We start from the raw sequence: 19,301 nt of genomic DNA on the forward strand, positions 1-19,301 counted from the left end.
TCGGCACCGAGCTGTTGAGTGACCTGCTGGGCTTCCAGGCGTGCCGCTTCTTCCGCTTTGCGTTTGGCGTCCGCTTCTGCCTGACGCTGGGCTTCTGCCTCCGCCCGGCGGCGGTCGGTTTCAGCATTGAGCTTGTTCAAGCGCTCTTGAAGACTATTGATCTGATCATTCAGGATGATTGTGTTGTAGCTTGCTTGCAGCTTATCCAGACTAGCCGAGTTCTGAACCACATCCAATTCGTTATCTAGTTCAGGGCGCTTTCGATTTAGCAGCCCGGTGACAACTACGGTTGATCTTTCCAGCCACTGCTCAGGTGTGAAGCTGGCAGGTAGTGCCGGATACTTGGCAGCTTCCGTATCCAACTCTGCCTGAACGTCGGCTTCCAGACTCTCTTTCCTCTTTTTGAAGTCAGCCTCCATGGCCAGAGTAAAACCACGGAAAGGGTTACCGAACGGATAGTTGCTTAGTATGTCCTGCCTGTCTCGTGATACGTCTATGCTAACTCCGCCAGGTTTCCCGGGGCGACTTGAGTATCTAACAATCAGTGGCGGTGGTGCATCAGCCATAGTTTTTACCTCGATTTGAGCTTGAGAAAATATACAGAGGTATTCTTGCTGGAATATGTGCCCACTGGAATCCAACTTCTAAAATCAACGCCAATGCACCTGGCACACACGCCAATCAACTACAATCCCTCCACACGACCATGAGCGTCATCGATTTCCTTCAATAGAGCTGACTCATTTGCGCATGTGTCCATCAAACGGTCATTTCCTGAACGCACACCTCATCTACCCCGGCCAGTCACGGAAGCCGCATACCTTCAGTTCATTAACGAACTCCCACTTTCAAAATTCATCCATGCCGCCCCTTCGCGAGCTTCCGGACAAAGCCACGCTGATTGCGAGCCCAGCGTTTTTGATTGCAAGCCGCTGCACCTGGTCAGGCCATTTCCGCAGCACATGAAGTCCTGGCCGATATACCGGCAGGGCCAGCCATCGTTCGACGAATAAAGCCACCTCAGCCATGATGCCCTTTCCATCCCCAGCGGAACCCCGACATGGACGCCAAAGCTCTGCTCCTCGGCAGCCTCTGCCTGGCCGCCCCATTCGCCGACGCGGCGACGCTCGACAATGCCCTCTCCGCCTGCCTCGCCGCCCGGCTCGGTGCACCGCACACGGCGGAGGGCCAGTTGCACCAGCCAATCATCCTTGAGGCCCGGCGCTCCACCGGCGAATGCGGCTGTACCTCAGCGCTGGTGCGATATCGGCTGCTGGCCATGCATGCCAATGCGAAGGCACAGGTCCTTCAGGAAGGTCTGCTCGACGGTCGCTACGAAGGCACCCGTACCCTAACGCTGGCAGCGGATGCGCAACTGGCGGCCGACAGCACGCTCGTGGTACGTCTTGGTTGCGCCGTCGCCGAATGACCATCCACCGACCCAGCGAGGTTCGCGATGCACCTGCTTTACCCCTCCGCCCCCGATCGCAGCAACGCGGTCGATGAACTCTTCGCCGAGGAATATGACGCGGCCCGTTCGGCAGGCTTGGCCTGTTCGCTGTTCTGCGACGAGGAACTGGAAAGTGGACGCTTCCGCGCCCGCCCGGAGTTTCCGGCAAACACCCAGGTGCTGTATCGCGGCTGGATGCTCACACCGGAAAACTACGCTCGCCTGCACGGCGCGATCCTCGTCGCTGGCGGACGGCCCCTGACCAGTCCACAGCAATATCGGCACTGCCATTACTTGCCAGAGTGGTATCCGCTCTGTGAGGACCTCACGCCGGCGACCCTGTTCCTGTCCAGGAACGCCGACTTCGAGGCAGTGTTGGCGCAAAGCCCGTGGCGCGCCTGGTTCGTCAAGGACCATGTGAAATCCCTGACCACCCAGCGCGGCTCGAAGGCCACCAATGCTGCGGAAGTGCGGGAAGTCCTCGATTCGATCGAGCGTTATCGAGGCACCATCGAAGGCGGTGTATGCCTTCGGGAGTTCGAGGCGCTGCGTGCGGAAACCGAGGAACGCTACTTCGTTCTTCACGGCCGCGCTCACGGGCGTCTCGATACCGTCCCGCCGCTAGTGGAACAGGTGGCACAACGTATCGATTGCCCGTTCTTTTCCGTCGACGTGGTCGAGTCGACCAGTGGCGAGTTGCGCCTGATGGAACTCGGCGATGGCCAGGTCTCCGACCGCAAGCAATGGCCCGCCGCACGCTTCGCGGCGATGCTGGCACAGGCATAGTCGGAACCGCTGCAATCCCAACCCGACCAAGCTCCCCTTGATCGATCCCGAGGGGGGCTCGTCACTCGCCCAGTGCCTCGACCACTTACTCTCATCCGAAGCCCAGGAACGGTTGTCCGTCCCCTCGCCCATGGATATTTCTTCCACTCTGCAATCCAGTTCATAAATCCCATAAAAGCCCTCTTCCGCTCCCCGCCAGCCTCCCCGCATCCCGCACCCTAGACGCCCCGCCGCTCTCCGCCGGCTCGCCCGACAAGAAAAACCAACCGCTCGATCAGCCTCATCCTTCACCCATCACAGGAGCCATCGCGATGCACCTGATACCCCATTGGATCCCCCTGGTCGCCAGCCTCGGCCTGCTCGCCGGCGGCTCGTTCGCGTCCGCCGCCGAGGAAGCCTTCGACCTCTGGAACGAATGCGCCAAGGCCTGCGTGCTCGACCTCAAGGACGGCGTGCGTTCCAGCCGCATGAGCGTCGACCCGGCCATCGCCGACACCAACGGCCAGGGCGTGCTGCACTACTCCATGGTCCTGGAGGGCGGCAACGACGCGCTCAAGCTGGCCATCGACAACGCCCTCAGCATCACCAGCGACGGCCTGACCATCCGCCTCGAAGGCGGCGTCGAGCCGAACAAGCCGGTGCGCTACAGCTACACGCGCCAGGCGCGCGGCAGTTGGTCGCTGAACTGGCTGGTACCGATCGGCCACGAGAAGCCCTCGAACATCAAGGTGTTCATCCACGAACTGAACGCCGGTAACCAGCTCAGCCACATGTCGCCGATCTACACCATCGAGATGGGCGACGAGTTGCTGGCGAAGCTGGCGCGCGATGCCACCTTCTTCGTCAGGGCGCACGAGAGCAACGAGATGCAGCCGACGCTCGCCATCAGCCATGCCGGGGTCAGCGTGGTCATGGCCCAGACCCAGCCGCGCCGGGAAAAGCGCTGGAGCGAATGGGCCAGCGGCAAGGTGTTGTGCCTGCTCGACCCGCTGGACGGGGTCTACAACTACCTCGCCCAGCAACGCTGCAACCTCGACGATACCTGGGAAGGCAAGATCTACCGGGTGCTCGCCGGCAACCCGGCGAAGCATGACCTGGACATCAAGCCCACGGTCATCAGTCATCGCCTGCACTTCCCCGAGGGCGGCAGCCTGGCCGCGCTGACCGCGCACCAGGCTTGCCACCTGCCGCTGGAGACTTTCACCCGTCATCGCCAGCCGCGCGGCTGGGAACAACTGGAGCAGTGCGGCTATCCGGTGCAGCGGCTGGTCGCCCTCTACCTGGCGGCGCGGCTGTCGTGGAACCAGGTCGACCAGGTGATCCGCAACGCCCTGGCCAGCCCCGGCAGCGGCGGCGACCTGGGCGAAGCGATCCGCGAGCAGCCGGAGCAGGCCCGTCTGGCCCTGACCCTGGCCGCCGCCGAGAGCGAGCGCTTCGTCCGGCAGGGCACCGGCAACGACGAGGCCAGCGCCGACGTGGTGAGCCTGACCTGCCCGGTCGCCGCCGGTGAATGCGCGGGCCCGGCGGACAGCGGCGACGCCCTGCTGGAGCGCAACTATCCCACTGGCGCGGAGTTCCTCGGCGACGGCGGCGACGTCAGCTTCAGCACCCGCGGCACGCAGAACTGGACGGTGGAGCGGCTGCTCCAGGCGCACCGCCAACTGGAGGAGCGCGGCTATGTGTTCGTCGGCTACCACGGCACCTTCCTCGAAGCGGCGCAAAGCATCGTCTTCGGCGGGGTGCGCGCGCGCAGCCAGGACCTCGACGCGATCTGGCGCGGTTTCTATATCGCCGGCGATCCGGCGCTGGCCTACGGCTACGCCCAGGACCAGGAACCCGACGCGCGCGGCCGGATCCGCAACGGTGCCCTGCTGCGGGTCTATGTGCCGCGCTCGAGTCTGCCGGGCTTCTACCGCACCGGCCTGACCCTGGCCGCGCCGGAGGCGGCGGGCGAGGTCGAACGGCTGATCGGCCATCCGCTGCCGCTGCGCCTGGACGCCATCACCGGCCCCGAGGAGGAAGGCGGGCGCCTGGAGACCATTCTCGGCTGGCCGCTGGCCGAGCGCACCGTGGTGATTCCCTCGGCGATCCCCACCGACCCGCGCAACGTCGGCGGCGACCTCGACCCGTCCAGCATCCCCGACCAGGAACAGGCGATCAGCGCCCTGCCGGACTACGCCAGCCAGCCCGGCAAACCGTCGCGCGAGGACCTGAAGTAGCTGCCGCGACCGGCCGGCTCCCTTCGCAGGAGCCGGCCTTCTCGGGGCCTGGCCATACATCAGGTTTTCCTGATGCCAGCCCAATCGAATATGAATTCATCCTGATAGATAATCCGCCTAACCTGCGTCTGCCACGCTTTCGCTCGTCCCGGAAGCGGCCATAACAATTCCAATAGCCGACGAGGACTCTCCATGCTCACCCATCGCACCGGTGGCATCCGCCTTTCCCCTTCCCCGCAGCGCTCGCCCGGAGACCGCCATGACTGATCTCCGCGATACCTCCCGCGACGAACGCCTGCTGGCGGCCCACGGCTATCGCCAGGAACTGGAGCGCGGGCTGAGCCTGTGGTCGTCCTTTTCCGTCGGCTTCGCCACCATCTCGCCGGTGGTGGGCATCTACTCGGTGATGTCCCTCGGCGCCATGAGCATGGGCCCCTCCTGGGTCTGGGTGGTGCCGCTGTGCCTGCTGCTGCAGTTCGGCGTGGCGCTGGTCTACGCCGAGCTGTCCTCGCAGTTTCCGCTGGCCGGCGGCTGCTACCAGTGGGTGCGGCGCCTGGTGGGCGACCGCCTGGCCTGGTTCACCGGCTTCCTCTACCTGGCTTCGGCGCTGGCCTCGCTGACTACCGTGGCCTACCTCGGTGGCTTCTGGCTCGGCCTGCTGGCGACCGGCGCGCCGCCGTCGGCCAACGGCCAGGTGCTCTGCGGCGCGCTGCTGCTGGCGCTGGGACTGGCGGTGAACCTGCTGGGGATCAACCCGTTGAAGTACTTCGTCAATGCCGGGATCGTCGCCGAGGCCATCGCCTCCATCGGTATCGGCGTGCTGTTGCTGCTGTTCTTCCGCAACCATCCGCTCGATCTGCTGTTCAGCGGCCCGGGCGGCACAGGCGATGCGGACGGTTCCTACCTGGACGGCGTGCTGACCGCGCTGGCGGTGGGCGGCTGGGCCTTCCTCGGCTTCGACGCCTGCTCGCAGATTTCCGAGGAAACCACCGATGCCCGCGTCTCCACTCCCCGGGCGATCCTGCGCTCGATGCTGGTGGTGGGACTCACCGTGATGCTCACCGCCTTCGCCGTGACCCTGTCCTACCAGGACATCGGCGCGGTGGTCAGCGGCCAGGTGGTCGACCCGGTCACCCCGGCGGTGGTGGACGCCTTCGGCGCCTGGGCCGAGCGGCCCTTCGTCGCAGTGGTGCTGATCGCCTTCGTCGCCTGCGTGGTGTCGGTGCAGACCTACATCGGCCGGGCGATCTTCGGCATGGCGCGCGACGCCATCCTGCCCGGCTCCGCCCTGCTGCGCCGGGTCGACCGGCGCAAGGTGCCGATGGCGGCGATGGTCTGCAGCACGCTGCTGGCCAGCCTAGGCCTGGCCCTGGGGCTGAACGCCACGGCGGTCGGCACGCTGATCGCGTTCGGCAGCGGCGGTTTCTTCGTGGTCTTTCTGATCGTCGCCGCCTGCGCCCTCTGGGCCCGCCTCGTCGGCCGCTGGGACCCGGACAAGGGCGCCTTGCGCCTGGGACGCGCGGGGCTGGCGGTGAACGTCCTGGCAGTCGCCTGGCTGTCGTTCGAGGCGCTCAACGTCGCCTGGCCGCGGGCCAGCCTCGCCCCGCCCGACGCGCCCTGGTTCCAGGTCTGGGCGGTGGTCGTGGTGTTCTCCGCGCTGGCCGCGTTCGGCCTGCTCTACATGGTCATCGCCAAGCCGCATCGGCGCATCGCCACCAGCCTCAGCTTCGCCGCTCCGCCGGCGGACTGACCCGCACGCGCCGGCCGTTCCGGCGCCTCCTCCGGTTGTTCCCGCACGCTGGCTTCGCGCCCGGCGGGGCCCGGCTCATCCTGCTTTCACGGAGCATCGCCATGAGCGACCTGCATTACTGGAACTACCCCACCGATATCCTCTGCGGCGTCGGCGCCCTGGAACAACTGCCGAGGCGTTGCGCGCTGGCGGGCGCACGCCGGCCCCTGCTGGTCACCGATCCCGGCATGCTCGCCCTGGAGCCCCTGCGCCTGGTGCGCGAGTGCCTGGAACGCGCCGGCATCGACCATGACCTGTTCCACGAACTGTCGAGCAACCCCAGCCTCGCTGAAGTCCAGGGCGGCGCCAGGCGCTTCGAGGCTGGCGGGCATGACGCGCTGATCGCCCTCGGCGGCGGCAGCGCCCTCGACGCGGCCAAGGGTATCGCCCTGCTCAGCCGCGATCCGCACGGCCTCGAACGCTTCGAATGGACACAGACGCTGCGCAGCTATCCGACCCTCGCCGACTACCCGCTGCTCGGCCTGCCGCCGCTGCTGGCGCTGCCCACGACCGCCGGCACCGGCTCGGAACTGGGACGCGAGGCGGTGCTGACCGACACGCAACTGGGCATCAAGCGGGTCGTCGGCCATCGCGAGCTGCTGGCCGCCTGCGTATTCCTCGACCCGCGCCTGACCCGCGGGTTGCCGCCGGCGCTGAGCGCCGCCACCGGCATGGACGCCCTCACCCATCACCTGGAGGCGCTGTTCTCGCCGCTCTACCATCCGATGTCGGCGGGCATCGCCCTGGAAGGCGTGCGCCTGGTCAGGCAGCACCTGGAAAACGCCGTGCGCGACGGCAACGACCTCGCCGCCCGGGAAGGCATGCTGGTAGCCTCGGCCAGCGCCGCGGTGGCATTCCAGAAGGGGCTTGGCGGGGTCCACGCCCTGGCCCACCCGCTGGGCGCTCGCCATCACCTGCACCACGGCCTGCTGAACGCCGTGCTGCTGCCCTACGTTCTGCTGGCCAACCGCCCGGCGATAGAAGCCGACGCCGCGCGCCTGGCGCGCTACCTGGAACTCGACGAAGCGAGCTTCGACGGCCTGCTGGCGTGGATCCTCGAACTGCGCGCGCGCATCGGCATCCCGGCGAACCTCGCCGCCCTCGGCCTGGACGGCGAGGACGCGCAATGGGTGGGCGAGCAGGCGCTGGCCGACCTGTCCTCCTCGGCGACCAACGCCCTGCCGCTCGATGCCCGGGATTATGCGCGCATCTACCGCCAGGCGGTGGCCGGGACTCTCGCCTGAGTGCTCAGGACGTCAGGCCGTGGACCTGCAGCAGGTCGTCGATGAAGGCGCGGGCGGCTTCGCTGAGGGGGCGCCCGGCATAGACGATCATGCGGTGCTCCACCGGATAGCTCAGCCGCTCCGGCAACAGCGCGCGCATCCGCCCGCGCTCGATCCAGGCTTCGGCGTAATGGGTCGGCAGGTAGCCCAGGTGGGTGCCGGCCAGCACGGCATGGGCGACCGCTTCCATGTGGTAGGCGGTGGCGCGGCTGCGCGACGGGCGTAGCGGCAGGACCAGGTTTTCCGGCAGGAAGCCGTGCATCACCCAGTCGCAGGCGGCGATCCGCTCCAGAGTCGGCTGCGCCTCGGCGAACAGCGGATGGTGATCGCCACAGAACACGCCGATCTCTTCACGATACAGCGGGCGGTATTCGAGGCTCGGCCGCGAACGGCTGAAATAGGAAATCGCCAGGTCCAGCTCGCCTTCGATCACCGCCAGTTCCAGCTCGGTGGGCGAATTGACGAAAAGGTTCAGTTGGACATCCTGGTCGCGCCGCTGGAAGCGCGCCAGCGCATCGCCGAAACGGGCCTGGGGCAAGGTCGCGAGATTGTCCGCCAGGCCCAGGTACAGTTCCCCGACCAAACGTCCGGACAACGCCTGCGCCTGGTCGCGAAACAGGCCGATGGCGTCGAACATCGTTCGCGAAGCCTCCAGCACCCGGCGGCCCTTGGCGGTCAGTCGGAAGCCGCCCTTGCCGCGCTCGCAGAGCCGGTAGCCGAGGCGCTTCTCCAGGCTGGCGATGTGCATGCTGATGTTCGACTGGCTCATGTTCAGCTCGGCCTGGGCCGCGGTGAAACCGCCGCACTTCACCACGCAGGCGAAGATGCGCAACAGACGCAGGTCTAGGTCGGTGACGTTTCTCAGCATGGCGGTCCGATCCGGCGCGAGGTCCCGCAGTCTAGCCGAGCGCCGCGACACACGGCCATCCAGCGGCGGCGCACGACGCGCCAGAGGCGCTGGCACATCATCGAAAATCTGGTCTATTCCAATTTCTTGAAAATACGCGGAAAAGTCCCGCCCAAAGGTGCAATCAGGACAAGAAAACGCACCAATACCGGGCAATCCCTCGAAAAAATCGAATGGTTTCGCTCTATTTTTGGTCTAGACCATAAAAATACCCGGTGCTAGATTGACCTTCGCCAGCCGGCCCAGCCTGACCGGATCGGCGCCACGCACCGCCGCCACACCTTCACAATCCATCTCAGTCTCGGCAGGACCGAGCAGGAGCGCGTCGACAGCCAACCTTGCGCACGAAAAAAGCCATGGAAAAGGCATCTGGCCTAGACCATGCATCCGGACAGCTTTGCAGCAGCACAACAAGAACAACCTCCCCGCACTGTCTAGACCCATAGGGACCCACATGAACAACCACAACGGTACCCTGCACCGTGGCTGGCAATCGCTCCAGCGCTGGCGCATCCAGATCTTCGTCATCACCTGGCTGGCCTACGCCGCCTTCTACTTCACCCGCAAGGCCTTCTCGGTGGCCAAGCTCGGCATCGCCGAAGACCCTTCCTTCGAACTCGACAAGAGCGCCATGGCCGATCTCGATGCCCTCTACCTGGCCGCCTACGCCGTGGGCCAGTTCATGTGGGGGGTGTTCGCCGACCGCTTCGGCACCCGCGTGGTGGTGCTCGGCGGTTTGCTCACCTCGGCGCTGGCGGCGCTGGCGATGGGTACCTTCGCCACCCTGCCGATCTTCGCCGCCTGCATGGTGGTCCAGGGCCTGGCGCAGTCCACCGGCTGGTCGGGGCTGTGCAAGAACATCGGCGCCTTCTTCGCCACCTACGAGCGAGGCCGCGTGCTCGGCCTGTGGAGTACCTGCTACGCCTTCGGCGGGCTGGTGGCGACGCCGTTCGCCGGCTGGTGCGCCTACCGGTTGACGCATGACTGGCGCATGGCCTTCCTGTCCTCGGCGGGAGTGGTGCTGGCGGTGGCCGTGCTGTTCTTCTTCCTCCAGCGCAACCGTCCGCAGGACGTCGGCCTGCCGCCCGTGGAGGCCGAGGCCGCGCCCCCCGCCAACGCGCCCCGGCCGAGCCATTCCGGCGCCCTGCTGAAGGCGCTCAGGAATCCCCACGTGCTGGTCCTCGGCATCGCCTACTTCCTGCTCAAGCCGGCGCGCTACGCGATCCTGCTCTGGGGCCCGGTGATCATCTACGAACGCATGCCGGAGATCGGCAAGGTCGCCTCGGCCATCGTGCCTTCGGCCTTCGAGGTCGCCGGGCTGGCCGGGCCGATCCTCATCGGCCTGGCCTCGGACAAGCTGTTCGGCGCCCGCCGCATGCCGGCCTGCGTGCTCAGCCTGGCGGCGCTGACCCTGAGCCTGGCGCTGTTCGTCCCGGCGATGCAGAGCGGCAGCCTGTACCTGGTGGTCGGCCTGCTGTTCATGATGGGCGTCACCCTCTACGGGCCGGACTCGATGATCAGCGGCGCCGCCGCCATCGACTTCGGCACCAGCGAGGCGGCCGGCACCGCCACCGGCTTCGTCAACGGCTGCGGCTCGGTCGGGGCGATCCTCGGCGGCCTGCTGCCGGGCTACTTCGACACCCTCACGGTGTTCTTCGTGTTCACCGCCACCGCGCTGCTCGCCAGCCTGCTGCTGGTGCCGTTCTGGAACAGCCGGCCGGGCGCGCGCCGCGTCGAACCGAAGGCGCATGCCGGCGGGCCGCTGCTGGCGGCCGGCAAGCCGCGTTGAAACCTCTCCGAACCACCGCCCGGCGCCAGGCGCGCCGGGCCAATCCCTAGCGAACAAGGAACCGCCTATGCCACTTGCCCTCTTCGACCTCGACGACACCCTGATCGACGGCGACTGCGCGACCCTCTGGGGGCGCTACATGACCGAACTGGGCTGGGTCGAGAAAACCGCCTTCCTGCACCAGGAACGCCGCCTCATGGAACTCTATGCCGAGGGCCGGCTGGCCATGGAGGACTACATGGACTTCAGCCTGGCGCCCATCGCCGGCCGCACCCCGGCGGAAATCGCCGGCGCCGTCGAGGATTTCGTCGCGCGGATCGTTGCGCCGCGCATCCACGCCGACGCCGTGCGCTGCCTGGAACGCCACCGCCAGGCCGGCGACCGCCTGCTGATCATCTCCGCCTCGGCGCACTTCCTGGTCAGCGCCATCGGCCGCCGGCTGGGGGTGGACGAGGTGCTGGCGATCGACATCGAGGAGCGCGACGGCCTCTACACCGGGCGCACCCGCGGCACCCTCACCTACCGCGAGGGCAAGGTCCGTCGCCTCGACGCCTGGCTGGCCCAGGAGGGCGAGACGCTGGCCGGCGCGACCTTCTATTCCGACTCGCGCAACGACCTGCCGCTGCTCTCGCGGGTCGACCGGCCGCACACGGTGAACCCCGACCCGGCGCTGCTCGGGCACGCCCGCGAGGCCGGCTGGCCGGTGCTGGAATGGCGCTGAGAAGGCGCGCCGCGCTATACCGCCGGCGGCCCGGAAGCATTACCCTGTAGCCCCCCGGAGCCCCAGCGGAGAAGCGTCGATATGCGCGACGAGCCGTCCCGACCCCTGACGGTGATCTACCAGTCCCTGCGCGAGCAGATCGAGCGCGGCCTGCTCGCGCGCGGCAGCAAGCTGCCCAGCGAACGGCAGTTGAGCGAGCTGTTCTCGACCACCCGCATCACCCTGCGCGAGGCGCTCGGCCAGTTGGAGGACCAGGGCCTGATCTACCGCGAGGAACGCCGCGGCTGGTTCGTCTCGCCGCAGCGGCTGCTGTACAACCCGCTGGTGCGCAGCCACTTCCACGCGATGGTCGCCGACCAGGGCCGGGTGCCGGAGACCGAGGTGCTCGGCGCGGCGATGATCCCGGCCAGCGTCGACATCTGCCAGCGCCTGGAGCTGCCGGCGCTGTCGCGGGTGTTCCAGATCCGCCGGGCGCGGCGGGTCGACGGGCGGCTGGTGCTGTACGTCGAGCACTACCTGAATCCCGCCTACTTTCCCGGCATCGAGCGCTTCGACCTGACTCGCTCGCTGACCGATCTCTACGCCAACCACTACGGCATCCGCTACGGCCGGGTGCGCTTCGAGATGGTCCCGACCATCCTCCCGGCGGAGGCCGCCGGGCCGCTGCGGGTCTCGGTGGGCAGCCCGGCGCTACAGATCGTGCGGGTCAACCGCGACCAGGCGGGCCGCCTGATCGACTGCGACCTGGAGTACTGGCGCCACGACGCGCTACAGGTCAACGTCGAGGTGCCCGAGTAGCGCTCCGCAGTCCTGTTCCTGGCGCATGCATGACCGCCTGGCGGGTTTCCCGCCGCTTCCAGCGCATTGGTCGACCGCTGGGCACGCTGCGTCGACGCTGAGCGGTTGCCGCTGACGGCACGGCCTGCTAAAAGCGGCGCAAACATTCGAAAATGCGATACGACCATGAGCGACAGTGAAAAATCGAATAGCCGCCTGTTCGACCTCGACCTGCTCCGCGCCATCGTCACGGTGGCCGACTGCGGCAGCTTCACCACTGCCGCCGCGCGCCTGCACTCGACCCAGTCGACCGTCAGCCAGAAGGTTCGCCGCCTGGAGGAAATGGCCGGACACCGCCTGCTGGAGCGCGGCAACCGCGACGTGTTGCCGACCGACGCCGGCGATACGCTGCTCGGCTACGCCCGTCGCCTGCTGGCGCTGAACGACGAACTGGCCGAGGCGCTGTCCGGCGCCACGGTGGCGCTGACGGTGCGCATCGGCGTGCCGGACGACTTCGCCGCCGGCCGCACCACCGAGCGACTGGCGGCCTTCAACCGGCGTTATCCACAGGTCAAGCTGGAAGTCACCAGCGGCATGAGCCGCGACCTCAGCGCCAGCTACGACCGCGGCGAACTGGACCTGGTGCTGCTCAAGCAGCGCCGCGCCAGCCGCGAGGCACTGGCCTGCTGGCCGGAAAAGACATGCTGGGTGGACAGCGCCAGGAACCCCTGCATCGACCTCGACCCACTGCCCATCGTCACCTTCCCGCCGCGCGGGGTCTACCGCGACGAGATGATCGCCGCCCTGGAAGCGGTCGGCCGGCGCTGGCACATCAGCTTCACCAGTTCCAGCCTCAGCGGCCTGCAATCGGCCATCGCCGACGGCATGGGTATAGGCCTGCTGCCGTTGCGCGCGGTGAGCGCAGGCCACGCGGTGCTGCCGAAGAACGCCGGGCTGCCGGCGGTGGACGTGTTCGAAGTGGCGCTGCTGCACCGGCCGGCGGCGGATCCGATGGTGAAGGCGCTGGCGCGCGTGCTGTCGCGGGTGCTGGCGGAAGATACCCGGAGCCGGCCCGCATTCGAAAAATGAATATGCTGGATTCCAACATTTAATTTGTGCATGTGACAGACGCTGGATATCGTTGCCGTCAGCAACGGCTCGCGCCCGCCCGTTTCGCTCCGGCGGCGCGTGCGCCGGCAGCAAGACAACAACGAGGAAACGCTCCATGTCCAAGTCCAGCTACTACGCGCCGCACGGCGGGCACCCGGCACAGACCGAGCTGCTCACCGACCGGGCGATGTTCACCGAAGCCTATGCCGTGATTCCCAAGGGGGTGATGCGCGATATCGTCACCAGCCACCTGCCGTTCTGGGACAACATGCGCATGTGGGTGATCGCCCGCCCGCTGTCCGGCTTCGCCGAGACCTTCTCGCAGTACATCGTCGAACTGGCGCCCAACGGCGGCAGCGACAAACCGGAGCAGGATCCCAACGCCGAGGCCGTGCTGTTCGTCGTCGAAGGCGAGCTGAGCCTGACCCTGCAGGGCCAGGTCCACGCCATGCAGCCGGGCGGCTACGCCTTCATTCCGCCGGGCGCCGACTACAAGGTGCGCAATACCACCGGCCAGCACACCCGCTTCCACTGGATCCGCAAGCACTACCAGAAGGTCGACGGCGTACCGCTGCCGGAAGCCTTCGTCACCAACGAGCAGGACATCCAGCCGCTGGTGATGCCGGACACCGAAGGCCGCTGGAGCACCACCCGCTTCGTCGACATGAGCGACATGCGCCACGACATGCACGTCAACATCGTCAACTTCGAGCCGGGCGGCGTGATCCCCTTCGCCGAGACCCACGTGATGGAGCACGGCCTGTACGTGCTGGAAGGCAAGGCGGTGTACCGCCTGAACCAGGACTGGGTCGAGGTGGAGGCCGGCGACTTCATGTGGCTGCGCGCCTTCTGCCCGCAGGCCTGCTATTCGGGCGGCCCGGGGCGCTTCCGCTACCTGCTGTACAAGGATGTCAACCGGCACATGCGCCTGACTCTCAATGCGCCGCATTGAGGGCGGGACAGGCTGAAAGGGAACCCGGCGCCATGGCGCCGGGTTTTTCGTTTGCGGAAGGCGCCCAGCCCGTCGTCAGCTCCGGGCGCGGAGGACTTCAGGGCGAACCGAACATGGCCGTCCAGTAGATTCCCGCGTCACTCTTCGGATCGGTGGCGTAGGCCGCGCCCAGCTCGCGGTAGCCGGGGTTCATCAGGTTGGCGCAGTGGCCCGGGCTGGCCAGCCAGCCGTCGACCACCTTGTCCACCCCGTCCTGGCCGGCGGCGATGTTTTCGCCGATCAGCCCGCCGCTGTAGCCGGCCAGCTCGGCGCGGTCGCCGGGGGTGCGGCCGTCGCGGTCGAGGTGGTCGAAGAAGTTGCCGTTGGCCATCGCCCGCGAATGCGCTTCGGCGGCGCCGCCAAGGGTGGCGTTCCAGGCCAGCGGCTGGGCCGCTGCGTAGGGCTTGCCACCGCACTGGCGGGCTTGCCCGCGGGCGGCGTTGATCCGTTCCAGGAGCTTCTGCCCTTCCGCCTGCCAATCGCCCATGCCGCCGCGCAGCAATGGCCGGGCGAGGACGATGCGCCAGTCGCGGTCCTGGCGGCTGACGCCGACGTCGACGAATTGCGGGTCGAGCACCACGCGGCAGAAGCTTTCCTGCAGCGCCTTCATCGCCGCGCCGGCATCGCGCGGCCCGGAAAGGCTGATCGACTGCACGTTGACCATCGGGTAGGCGGCCTGCGCCATCGCCTGCTGCAGGTCGCCGGCGGCATTCACCGGCAAGGCCAGGCGCGGATCGGCGGCCAGCGGCGGCAGTTCGCCGCTGGCCTGGCCGCCGCAGGACTGCACCTGGCCACGGTAGGCGTTGATCGCCTCGACCAGTTGCGCCTCGTCGGCGGCACTGGCGGCCGCTGCGAGCGCCAGTCCGAGCGTCAGTACGGCCAAACGCGGGATGCTTGGGATTGCCATGGAAATCTCCTCGATCTGATGGCGCCTATGATGCGCGATTCCGCGGCGCGCCGCCGCATTCGACCGGAACCCGGCGCCGGCGTTGCAGGCTCAGGCCGGCGCTTCGGCGAACGCCTCCACCAGCCGCTCGATCACCGCGCGGACCCGCGCGGTGTGGCGCAGGTCCTTGTGGGTAACCATCCACACCTCGTATGGCCGGCGTCGCTCACGCTGCGGCCAGACCCGCACCAGTCCGTCGCGCTCGCCCATGTACAGCGGCAGCTCGCAGAGCCCCAGGCCACGCGCCAGGGCCTGGCGCACCATCATGTTGGAATTCACCGCGATGACCACCCGGCCGTCGCGGATCGGCTCGCCGCCCAGGGTCAGTTCGCGCTGGCTGTGCCAATAGGGTTCGTACATCACCAGGTCGTGGCCGCGGAAACGCTCGCCGGGCACCGGTACGCCGTTGCGCCGCAGGTAGTCCGCGGAAGCGAACAGGCCCATGGGCCAACTGGCGAGTTTTCTCAGGATCAAATCGGGATTTTCCGGCCGCAGGGTGCGAATCGCGATGTCGGTCTCGCGCTTGGGCAGGTCGACCACGGCCGAAGCGCTGTCGAGCAGCACGCGGATATCCGGGTGTTCAAGGTGCAGGCGGGCCAGGGCGGGTAGCACGAAGTCGACGGCCAGGGAGTCGGTGGTGGACAACCGCACCTCGCCGGACAGTCGGTGGTCCATCCCGCGGGTCCGCCGCAGCAGCTCCAGGGCCGAGCGCTCCATCTTCTCGGCCAGTTCGAAGGCCGCCTCGCCGGCCGGGGTCAGCAGGTAGCCGGACGAGGTGCGCAGGAACAGGGTCGAGCCCAGCGCCGCCTCCAGCGACGCCAGCCGCCGGCCCACCGTGGCCTGGTCGATGTGAAGCGCGCGGGCGGCGCCGCGCAGGGTGTGCTCGCGGCAGAGCGCGAGGAAGACGCGGGTGTCGTCCCAATTCATGGCGGTTTTCCTGATGCATTTTCGCATCAGTCTAATGAAAAAGCGCTGCACGACCACGGCATCCGCGCTGATTACCATGCGAACCAGGTCCGAACCACTTTCCCAGGAGCATGCGATGAGCAGCACGAACCGATTTCCCGAACGAATGACCGCCATCGAGATCGCCCGGCCCGGCGGCCCCGAGGTACTGGTGGCGACCAGCCGGCCGCTGCCGACGCCCGGCCCGCGCGAGGTCCTGGTCGAAGTCCGCGCCGCCGGCGTCAATGGCCCCGACGTGCTTCAGCGCAAGGGCGTGTACGACCCGCCGCCCGGCGCCTCGGACATTCCCGGCCTGGAAATCGCCGGCACGGTGCGGGCGGTCGGCAGCGAGGTCAGCCGCTTCGCCGTCGGCGAGGCGGTGATGGCGTTGATTCCCGGCGGCGGCTACGCGCAGTTCGCGGTGGCCGACGAGCGCACCACCCTGCACCTGCCCGACGGCCTGGGCATGGAGGAAGCGGCGGCGCTGCCGGAAACCTTCATGACCGTCTGGGTCAACCTGTTCCAGCGCGGTGGCTTCAAGGCCGGCGAGACGCTGCTGGTCCACGGTGGCGCCTCCGGCATCGGCACCGCCGCGACCATGCTGGGCAAGGCCTTCGGCGCGGCGAAAATCTTTACCACGATCTCCAGCGAGGCCCAGCGCGAGGCCAGCCTGCGCCTCGGCGCTGACCTGGCGATCAACTACACCGAGCAGGATTTCGTCGAGGAAGTGCTGCGCGGCACCGAAGGTCGCGGGGTCGATGTGATCGTCGATATCGTTGCCGGCGACTATGTGACGCGGAACTACCAGGCGGCGGCGATGAACGGACGGATCGTGCAGATCGGCGTGATCAAGGGCAAGGCCGCCGAAGTCGACCTGTTCCCGATGCTGAGCAAGCGCCTGGTCCATCTTGGCTCGACCCTGCGCTCGCGGAGCCACGACGAGAAAGGCGCGATCATCGCCGAACTGGAGCGCCAGGTCTGGCCGCACGTGCGCGCCGGCACTGTCCGGCCGCAGGTGTTCCGCACCTTCCCCCTGGAACAGGCGCGCCAGGCCCACGAACTGATGGACTCCGGCCAGCACATCGGCAAGATCGTCCTCACGTCCGCTCCCTGAGGCCGCTCAGACCTCGATATCGCCCAGGCGCAGCGCCCGCGCCACCGCCTGGGCGGTGGACGCCGCGCCGAGACGGCGGCGGGCGGCACGCAGGTGATTCTCCACGGTGCGCTCGGAAATCATCAGAATCGCCGCCACCTCCGCCTGCTGCTTGCCCAGGGCGATCCATTGCAGGACTTCCCGCTCGCGCTCGCTGAGCGCTTGCGCATCGCCCGCCGACACAGGGCCGCGCAGGCGTTTCAGGGCGAAGAACAGGATCGGGCAGAAGGCCTGGGCGGCGAGCTTGCAACCGGCATTCAGGTCCAGCCGCTCGCCGGCGAAAGACACCGCGCCCTCCAGACCGTTGCGGCCGAACACCGGCACCTGCATGCCATTGACCTGGCCGAGGTCGCGGACCCCACGGACGATGCGGTAGGTCATGCGCGCCGGATCCTCCGAGGGGTTCTTCGACCAGAAGAACGGCTCGTCCAGTTCGAGGATGTGCCGGGTGACCGGACAGTGCAGAAGATAGGCGTCGCGCTCCTGGGCGCTGCGCCCTTCAGCCCAGTCGCCATGGACGAAGAACAGCTCGTCGATCAGTTCGTCCTCGCCGGGGCGGGGGAACAGGCTGCAGACGATCACCCGGTCGAAGCCCAGGCGTGCGGCGAACTCCACCATCTCGCGGCAGACTGCCTCGGTGGTAGCGGCCTTGCGCAGCCGGGCGACGCTGTCGAAGAGAAGGCTGGCGTAGTCGGTCATGGCGCGGGCATTCCTGGCTTTTCCCGCATGATCCCCGGCTTGCCGGCAAAAGCCCATAGGGGAAAACCCTCAGGCGACCGATCGTGGGTTAGGGGATTTCCCCTATTTCGCCGGCCGGCGACCCCGCCTATCGTCTTGGTGCGACCTCCATCACGCAGAAAGGAACGAGCCATGAGCAACGAGCGCGACACCAGCAGAACCCCGACGCCCGACCACGCCGAGCACAACGCGTTCTTTCCCTCGCCCTATTCCCTGAGCCAGTACACCTCGGCGAAGACCGACTTCGACGGCGCCGACTACCCGACCCCGTACAACGGCGGCAAGAAGGTGCTGATGATCGGTACCGACGAACGCTACATCCTGATGCAGAACGGCAGCATGTTCTCCACCGGCAACCACCCGGTGGAAATGCTCCTGCCGATGTATCACCTGGACAAGGCCGGCTTCGAGTTCGATGTCGCCACGCTCTCCGGCAACCCGGTGAAGCTGGAGATGTGGGCGATGCCCGGCGAGGACGAGGCGGTGAAGAGCATCTACGCGAAGTACCTGCCCAAGCTGAAAGCGCCGCAGAAGCTCGCCGACCTCCTGGAGCAGGCCGTCGCCGACGACTCGCCGTACGCCGCGGTGTTCGTTCCCGGCGGCCACGGCGTGCTGGCGGGCATTCCGCACAGCCGGGAGGTGAAACGGCTGCTCAATGCCTTCCTCGCCAAGGACCGCTACATCATCACCCTTTGCCACGGTCCGGCCTGCCTGCTGGCACCGGCGGTCGAGGAGAAGCCGGAGGACTACCCGTTCAAGGGCTACGAGATCTGCGTGTTCCCTGACGCCCTGGACACCGGCGCCAACCTGGAAATCGGCTACATGCCGGGCCCGCTGCCCTGGCTGGTGGGCGAGAACCTGCAGAAGCTCGGGGTGAAGATCCTCAACAAGGGCATCACCGGCCAGGTCCACCGCGACCGCAAGCTGCTCACCGGCGACAGCCCGCTGGCCTCCAACAACCTTGGCAAGCTGGCCGCCAAGACCCTTCTCGAAGCGTTCGCCCGCTGATTCCCCGCCGCGCCCCGTCCGTGCCCCACGGACGGGGACATCTCCCGTTCGTCCCGGCGTCATCGAACTTAAACCGGCCTGGCGCAGCATCGTCCTTCAGGAAGAGGAATGGCGCGTTGCCCGACGCCGTCCGGCGAAAGACGAATCGATGACCGCACAGAAAGAAAACTCTGACAGCACACCGACTAGTCGTCCTCCCTTCCCGCCGTTACGGTTCCGGGCTTGCGCACAAAGCCGAACCCAAGGGGGCCCCTCATGTCACTGCCGCCGTACCTCCAGCCCGGCGACAAGGTCGTGTTGTACGACCAGCACTGCCGCTTCTGCACGCTCTGGAGCGGTTTCCTGGCACGCCGCGCCGACCACCGGCTGAAGCTGCTTGCCGCGCAGTCCGCCGAAGGCCTGGCGATTCTCGATTGGTTCGGGCTGGCACCCGATCATTTCGACACCTGGCTGTTCGTCGACGGCGCCTACGCCTGCGACGACAACGATGCCCTGCTCGAGGTGCTGCGCCTGTTGCCGGGCCCCTGGCGTCACCTGCGCTGGCTGCGCCTGCTGCCAGCCTGGCTGCGCGACGAGTGCCACGAGGCGCTACGGCGCAACCGCTGGCGCTGGTTCGGCCGCCAGCGCCAGCCCCTCCGTCGTCGCTCCTGGCGTCCCCGTCGGGCCTGACGCCTCTCCGCACTGGCCGT

Annotated in this window: 17 protein-coding genes and 1 pseudogene; 13 read left to right on the forward strand and 5 right to left on the reverse strand. The window is 67.4% G+C overall.

Annotated elements, in window-relative coordinates; genetic code table 11:
- Positions 1-566: pseudogene (locus HMPREF2581_RS31620) on the reverse strand (pyocin killing protein); the annotation flags it as partial.
- Positions 567-1,060: 494 nt separating this feature from the next.
- On the opposite strand from HMPREF2581_RS31620, the gene HMPREF2581_RS03850 reads away from it, so the two are divergent.
- The 5 genes from HMPREF2581_RS03850 to HMPREF2581_RS03870 all read left to right on the forward strand — a co-directional run bounded on the left by HMPREF2581_RS03850 (position 1,061) and on the right by HMPREF2581_RS03870 (position 7,488).
- Positions 1,061-1,429, forward strand: a complete 369-nt coding sequence (locus HMPREF2581_RS03850; protein WP_003133848.1) for a DUF2195 family protein — start codon at positions 1,061-1,063, stop codon at positions 1,427-1,429.
- A 27-nt stretch (positions 1,430-1,456) separates the two neighbouring features.
- A complete protein-coding gene (locus HMPREF2581_RS03855; protein WP_003082336.1) occupies positions 1,457-2,236 on the forward strand; it encodes an ATP-grasp domain-containing protein in 780 nt (259 codons plus the stop codon).
- A gap of 311 nt (positions 2,237-2,547) precedes the next feature.
- Positions 2,548-4,455 (forward strand): exotoxin A, encoded by a 1,908-nt coding sequence (toxA, locus tag HMPREF2581_RS03860; protein ID WP_003140553.1) that lies wholly within the window; start codon positions 2,548-2,550, stop codon positions 4,453-4,455.
- Between the two features lie 259 nt (positions 4,456-4,714).
- Positions 4,715-6,205: an APC family permease gene (locus HMPREF2581_RS03865; protein ID WP_003140554.1), complete on the forward strand. Its 1,491-nt coding sequence runs from the start codon at positions 4,715-4,717 to the stop codon at positions 6,203-6,205.
- Positions 6,206-6,306: 101 nt separating this feature from the next.
- Complete coding sequence (locus tag HMPREF2581_RS03870; RefSeq protein WP_003086539.1) at positions 6,307-7,488, forward strand: iron-containing alcohol dehydrogenase; 1,182 nt, start codon at positions 6,307-6,309, stop codon at positions 7,486-7,488.
- A 4-nt stretch (positions 7,489-7,492) separates the two neighbouring features.
- Here the strand turns inward: HMPREF2581_RS03870 and HMPREF2581_RS03875 are convergent, their stop codons facing one another.
- Complete coding sequence (locus HMPREF2581_RS03875) at positions 7,493-8,395, reverse strand: LysR family transcriptional regulator (protein WP_003140555.1); 903 nt, start codon at positions 8,393-8,395, stop codon at positions 7,493-7,495.
- 493 nt (positions 8,396-8,888) lie between these two features.
- Here HMPREF2581_RS03875 and HMPREF2581_RS03880 point away from each other — a divergent pair, with 493 nt between their 5' ends.
- The 5 genes from HMPREF2581_RS03880 to HMPREF2581_RS03900 all read left to right on the forward strand — a co-directional run bounded on the left by HMPREF2581_RS03880 (position 8,889) and on the right by HMPREF2581_RS03900 (position 13,783).
- Positions 8,889-10,223: an MFS transporter gene (locus tag HMPREF2581_RS03880; RefSeq protein ID WP_003140556.1), complete on the forward strand. Its 1,335-nt coding sequence runs from the start codon at positions 8,889-8,891 to the stop codon at positions 10,221-10,223.
- 67 nt (positions 10,224-10,290) lie between these two features.
- Positions 10,291-10,944, forward strand: coding sequence for an HAD family hydrolase (locus HMPREF2581_RS03885; protein WP_003101837.1), 654 nt, complete (start codon positions 10,291-10,293; stop codon positions 10,942-10,944).
- 81 nt (positions 10,945-11,025) lie between these two features.
- Positions 11,026-11,742 (forward strand): UTRA domain-containing protein, encoded by a 717-nt coding sequence (locus tag HMPREF2581_RS03890; protein WP_003086532.1) that lies wholly within the window; start codon positions 11,026-11,028, stop codon positions 11,740-11,742.
- Between the two features lie 165 nt (positions 11,743-11,907).
- Complete coding sequence (locus HMPREF2581_RS03895) at positions 11,908-12,810, forward strand: LysR family transcriptional regulator (protein WP_003109090.1); 903 nt, start codon at positions 11,908-11,910, stop codon at positions 12,808-12,810.
- A gap of 136 nt (positions 12,811-12,946) precedes the next feature.
- A complete protein-coding gene (locus tag HMPREF2581_RS03900; protein ID WP_003086528.1) occupies positions 12,947-13,783 on the forward strand; it encodes a bifunctional allantoicase/(S)-ureidoglycine aminohydrolase in 837 nt (278 codons plus the stop codon).
- 97 nt (positions 13,784-13,880) lie between these two features.
- Here the strand turns inward: HMPREF2581_RS03900 and HMPREF2581_RS03905 are convergent, their stop codons facing one another.
- A complete protein-coding gene (locus HMPREF2581_RS03905; protein ID WP_003082304.1) occupies positions 13,881-14,729 on the reverse strand; it encodes a CAP domain-containing protein in 849 nt (282 codons plus the stop codon).
- Between the two features lie 90 nt (positions 14,730-14,819).
- A complete protein-coding gene (locus tag HMPREF2581_RS03910) occupies positions 14,820-15,695 on the reverse strand; it encodes a LysR family transcriptional regulator (protein WP_003109095.1) in 876 nt (291 codons plus the stop codon).
- Positions 15,696-15,840: 145 nt separating this feature from the next.
- Here HMPREF2581_RS03910 and HMPREF2581_RS03915 point away from each other — a divergent pair, with 145 nt between their 5' ends.
- A complete protein-coding gene (locus HMPREF2581_RS03915) occupies positions 15,841-16,827 on the forward strand; it encodes an NAD(P)H-quinone oxidoreductase (protein ID WP_003082297.1) in 987 nt (328 codons plus the stop codon).
- A gap of 6 nt (positions 16,828-16,833) precedes the next feature.
- Here HMPREF2581_RS03915 and HMPREF2581_RS03920 read toward each other — a convergent pair whose 3' ends face one another.
- A complete protein-coding gene (locus tag HMPREF2581_RS03920) occupies positions 16,834-17,565 on the reverse strand; it encodes a PA1136 family autoinducer-binding transcriptional regulator (RefSeq protein ID WP_003140557.1) in 732 nt (243 codons plus the stop codon).
- 171 nt (positions 17,566-17,736) lie between these two features.
- On the opposite strand from HMPREF2581_RS03920, the gene hchA reads away from it, so the two are divergent.
- Positions 17,737-18,612 carry a glyoxalase III HchA gene (hchA, locus tag HMPREF2581_RS03925; protein WP_003140559.1) on the forward strand — a complete coding sequence of 292 codons (876 nt, stop codon included), beginning with the start codon at positions 17,737-17,739 and terminating at the stop codon, positions 18,610-18,612.
- Between the two features lie 255 nt (positions 18,613-18,867).
- Positions 18,868-19,281, forward strand: a complete 414-nt coding sequence (locus HMPREF2581_RS03930; protein WP_003109099.1) for a thiol-disulfide oxidoreductase DCC family protein — start codon at positions 18,868-18,870, stop codon at positions 19,279-19,281.
- Positions 19,282-19,301: the final 20 nt, after the last annotated feature.

The sequence above is a fragment of the Pseudomonas sp. HMSC057H01 genome, assembly GCF_001836405.1.
GTDB classification, from domain to species: domain Bacteria; phylum Pseudomonadota; class Gammaproteobacteria; order Pseudomonadales; family Pseudomonadaceae; genus Pseudomonas; species Pseudomonas aeruginosa.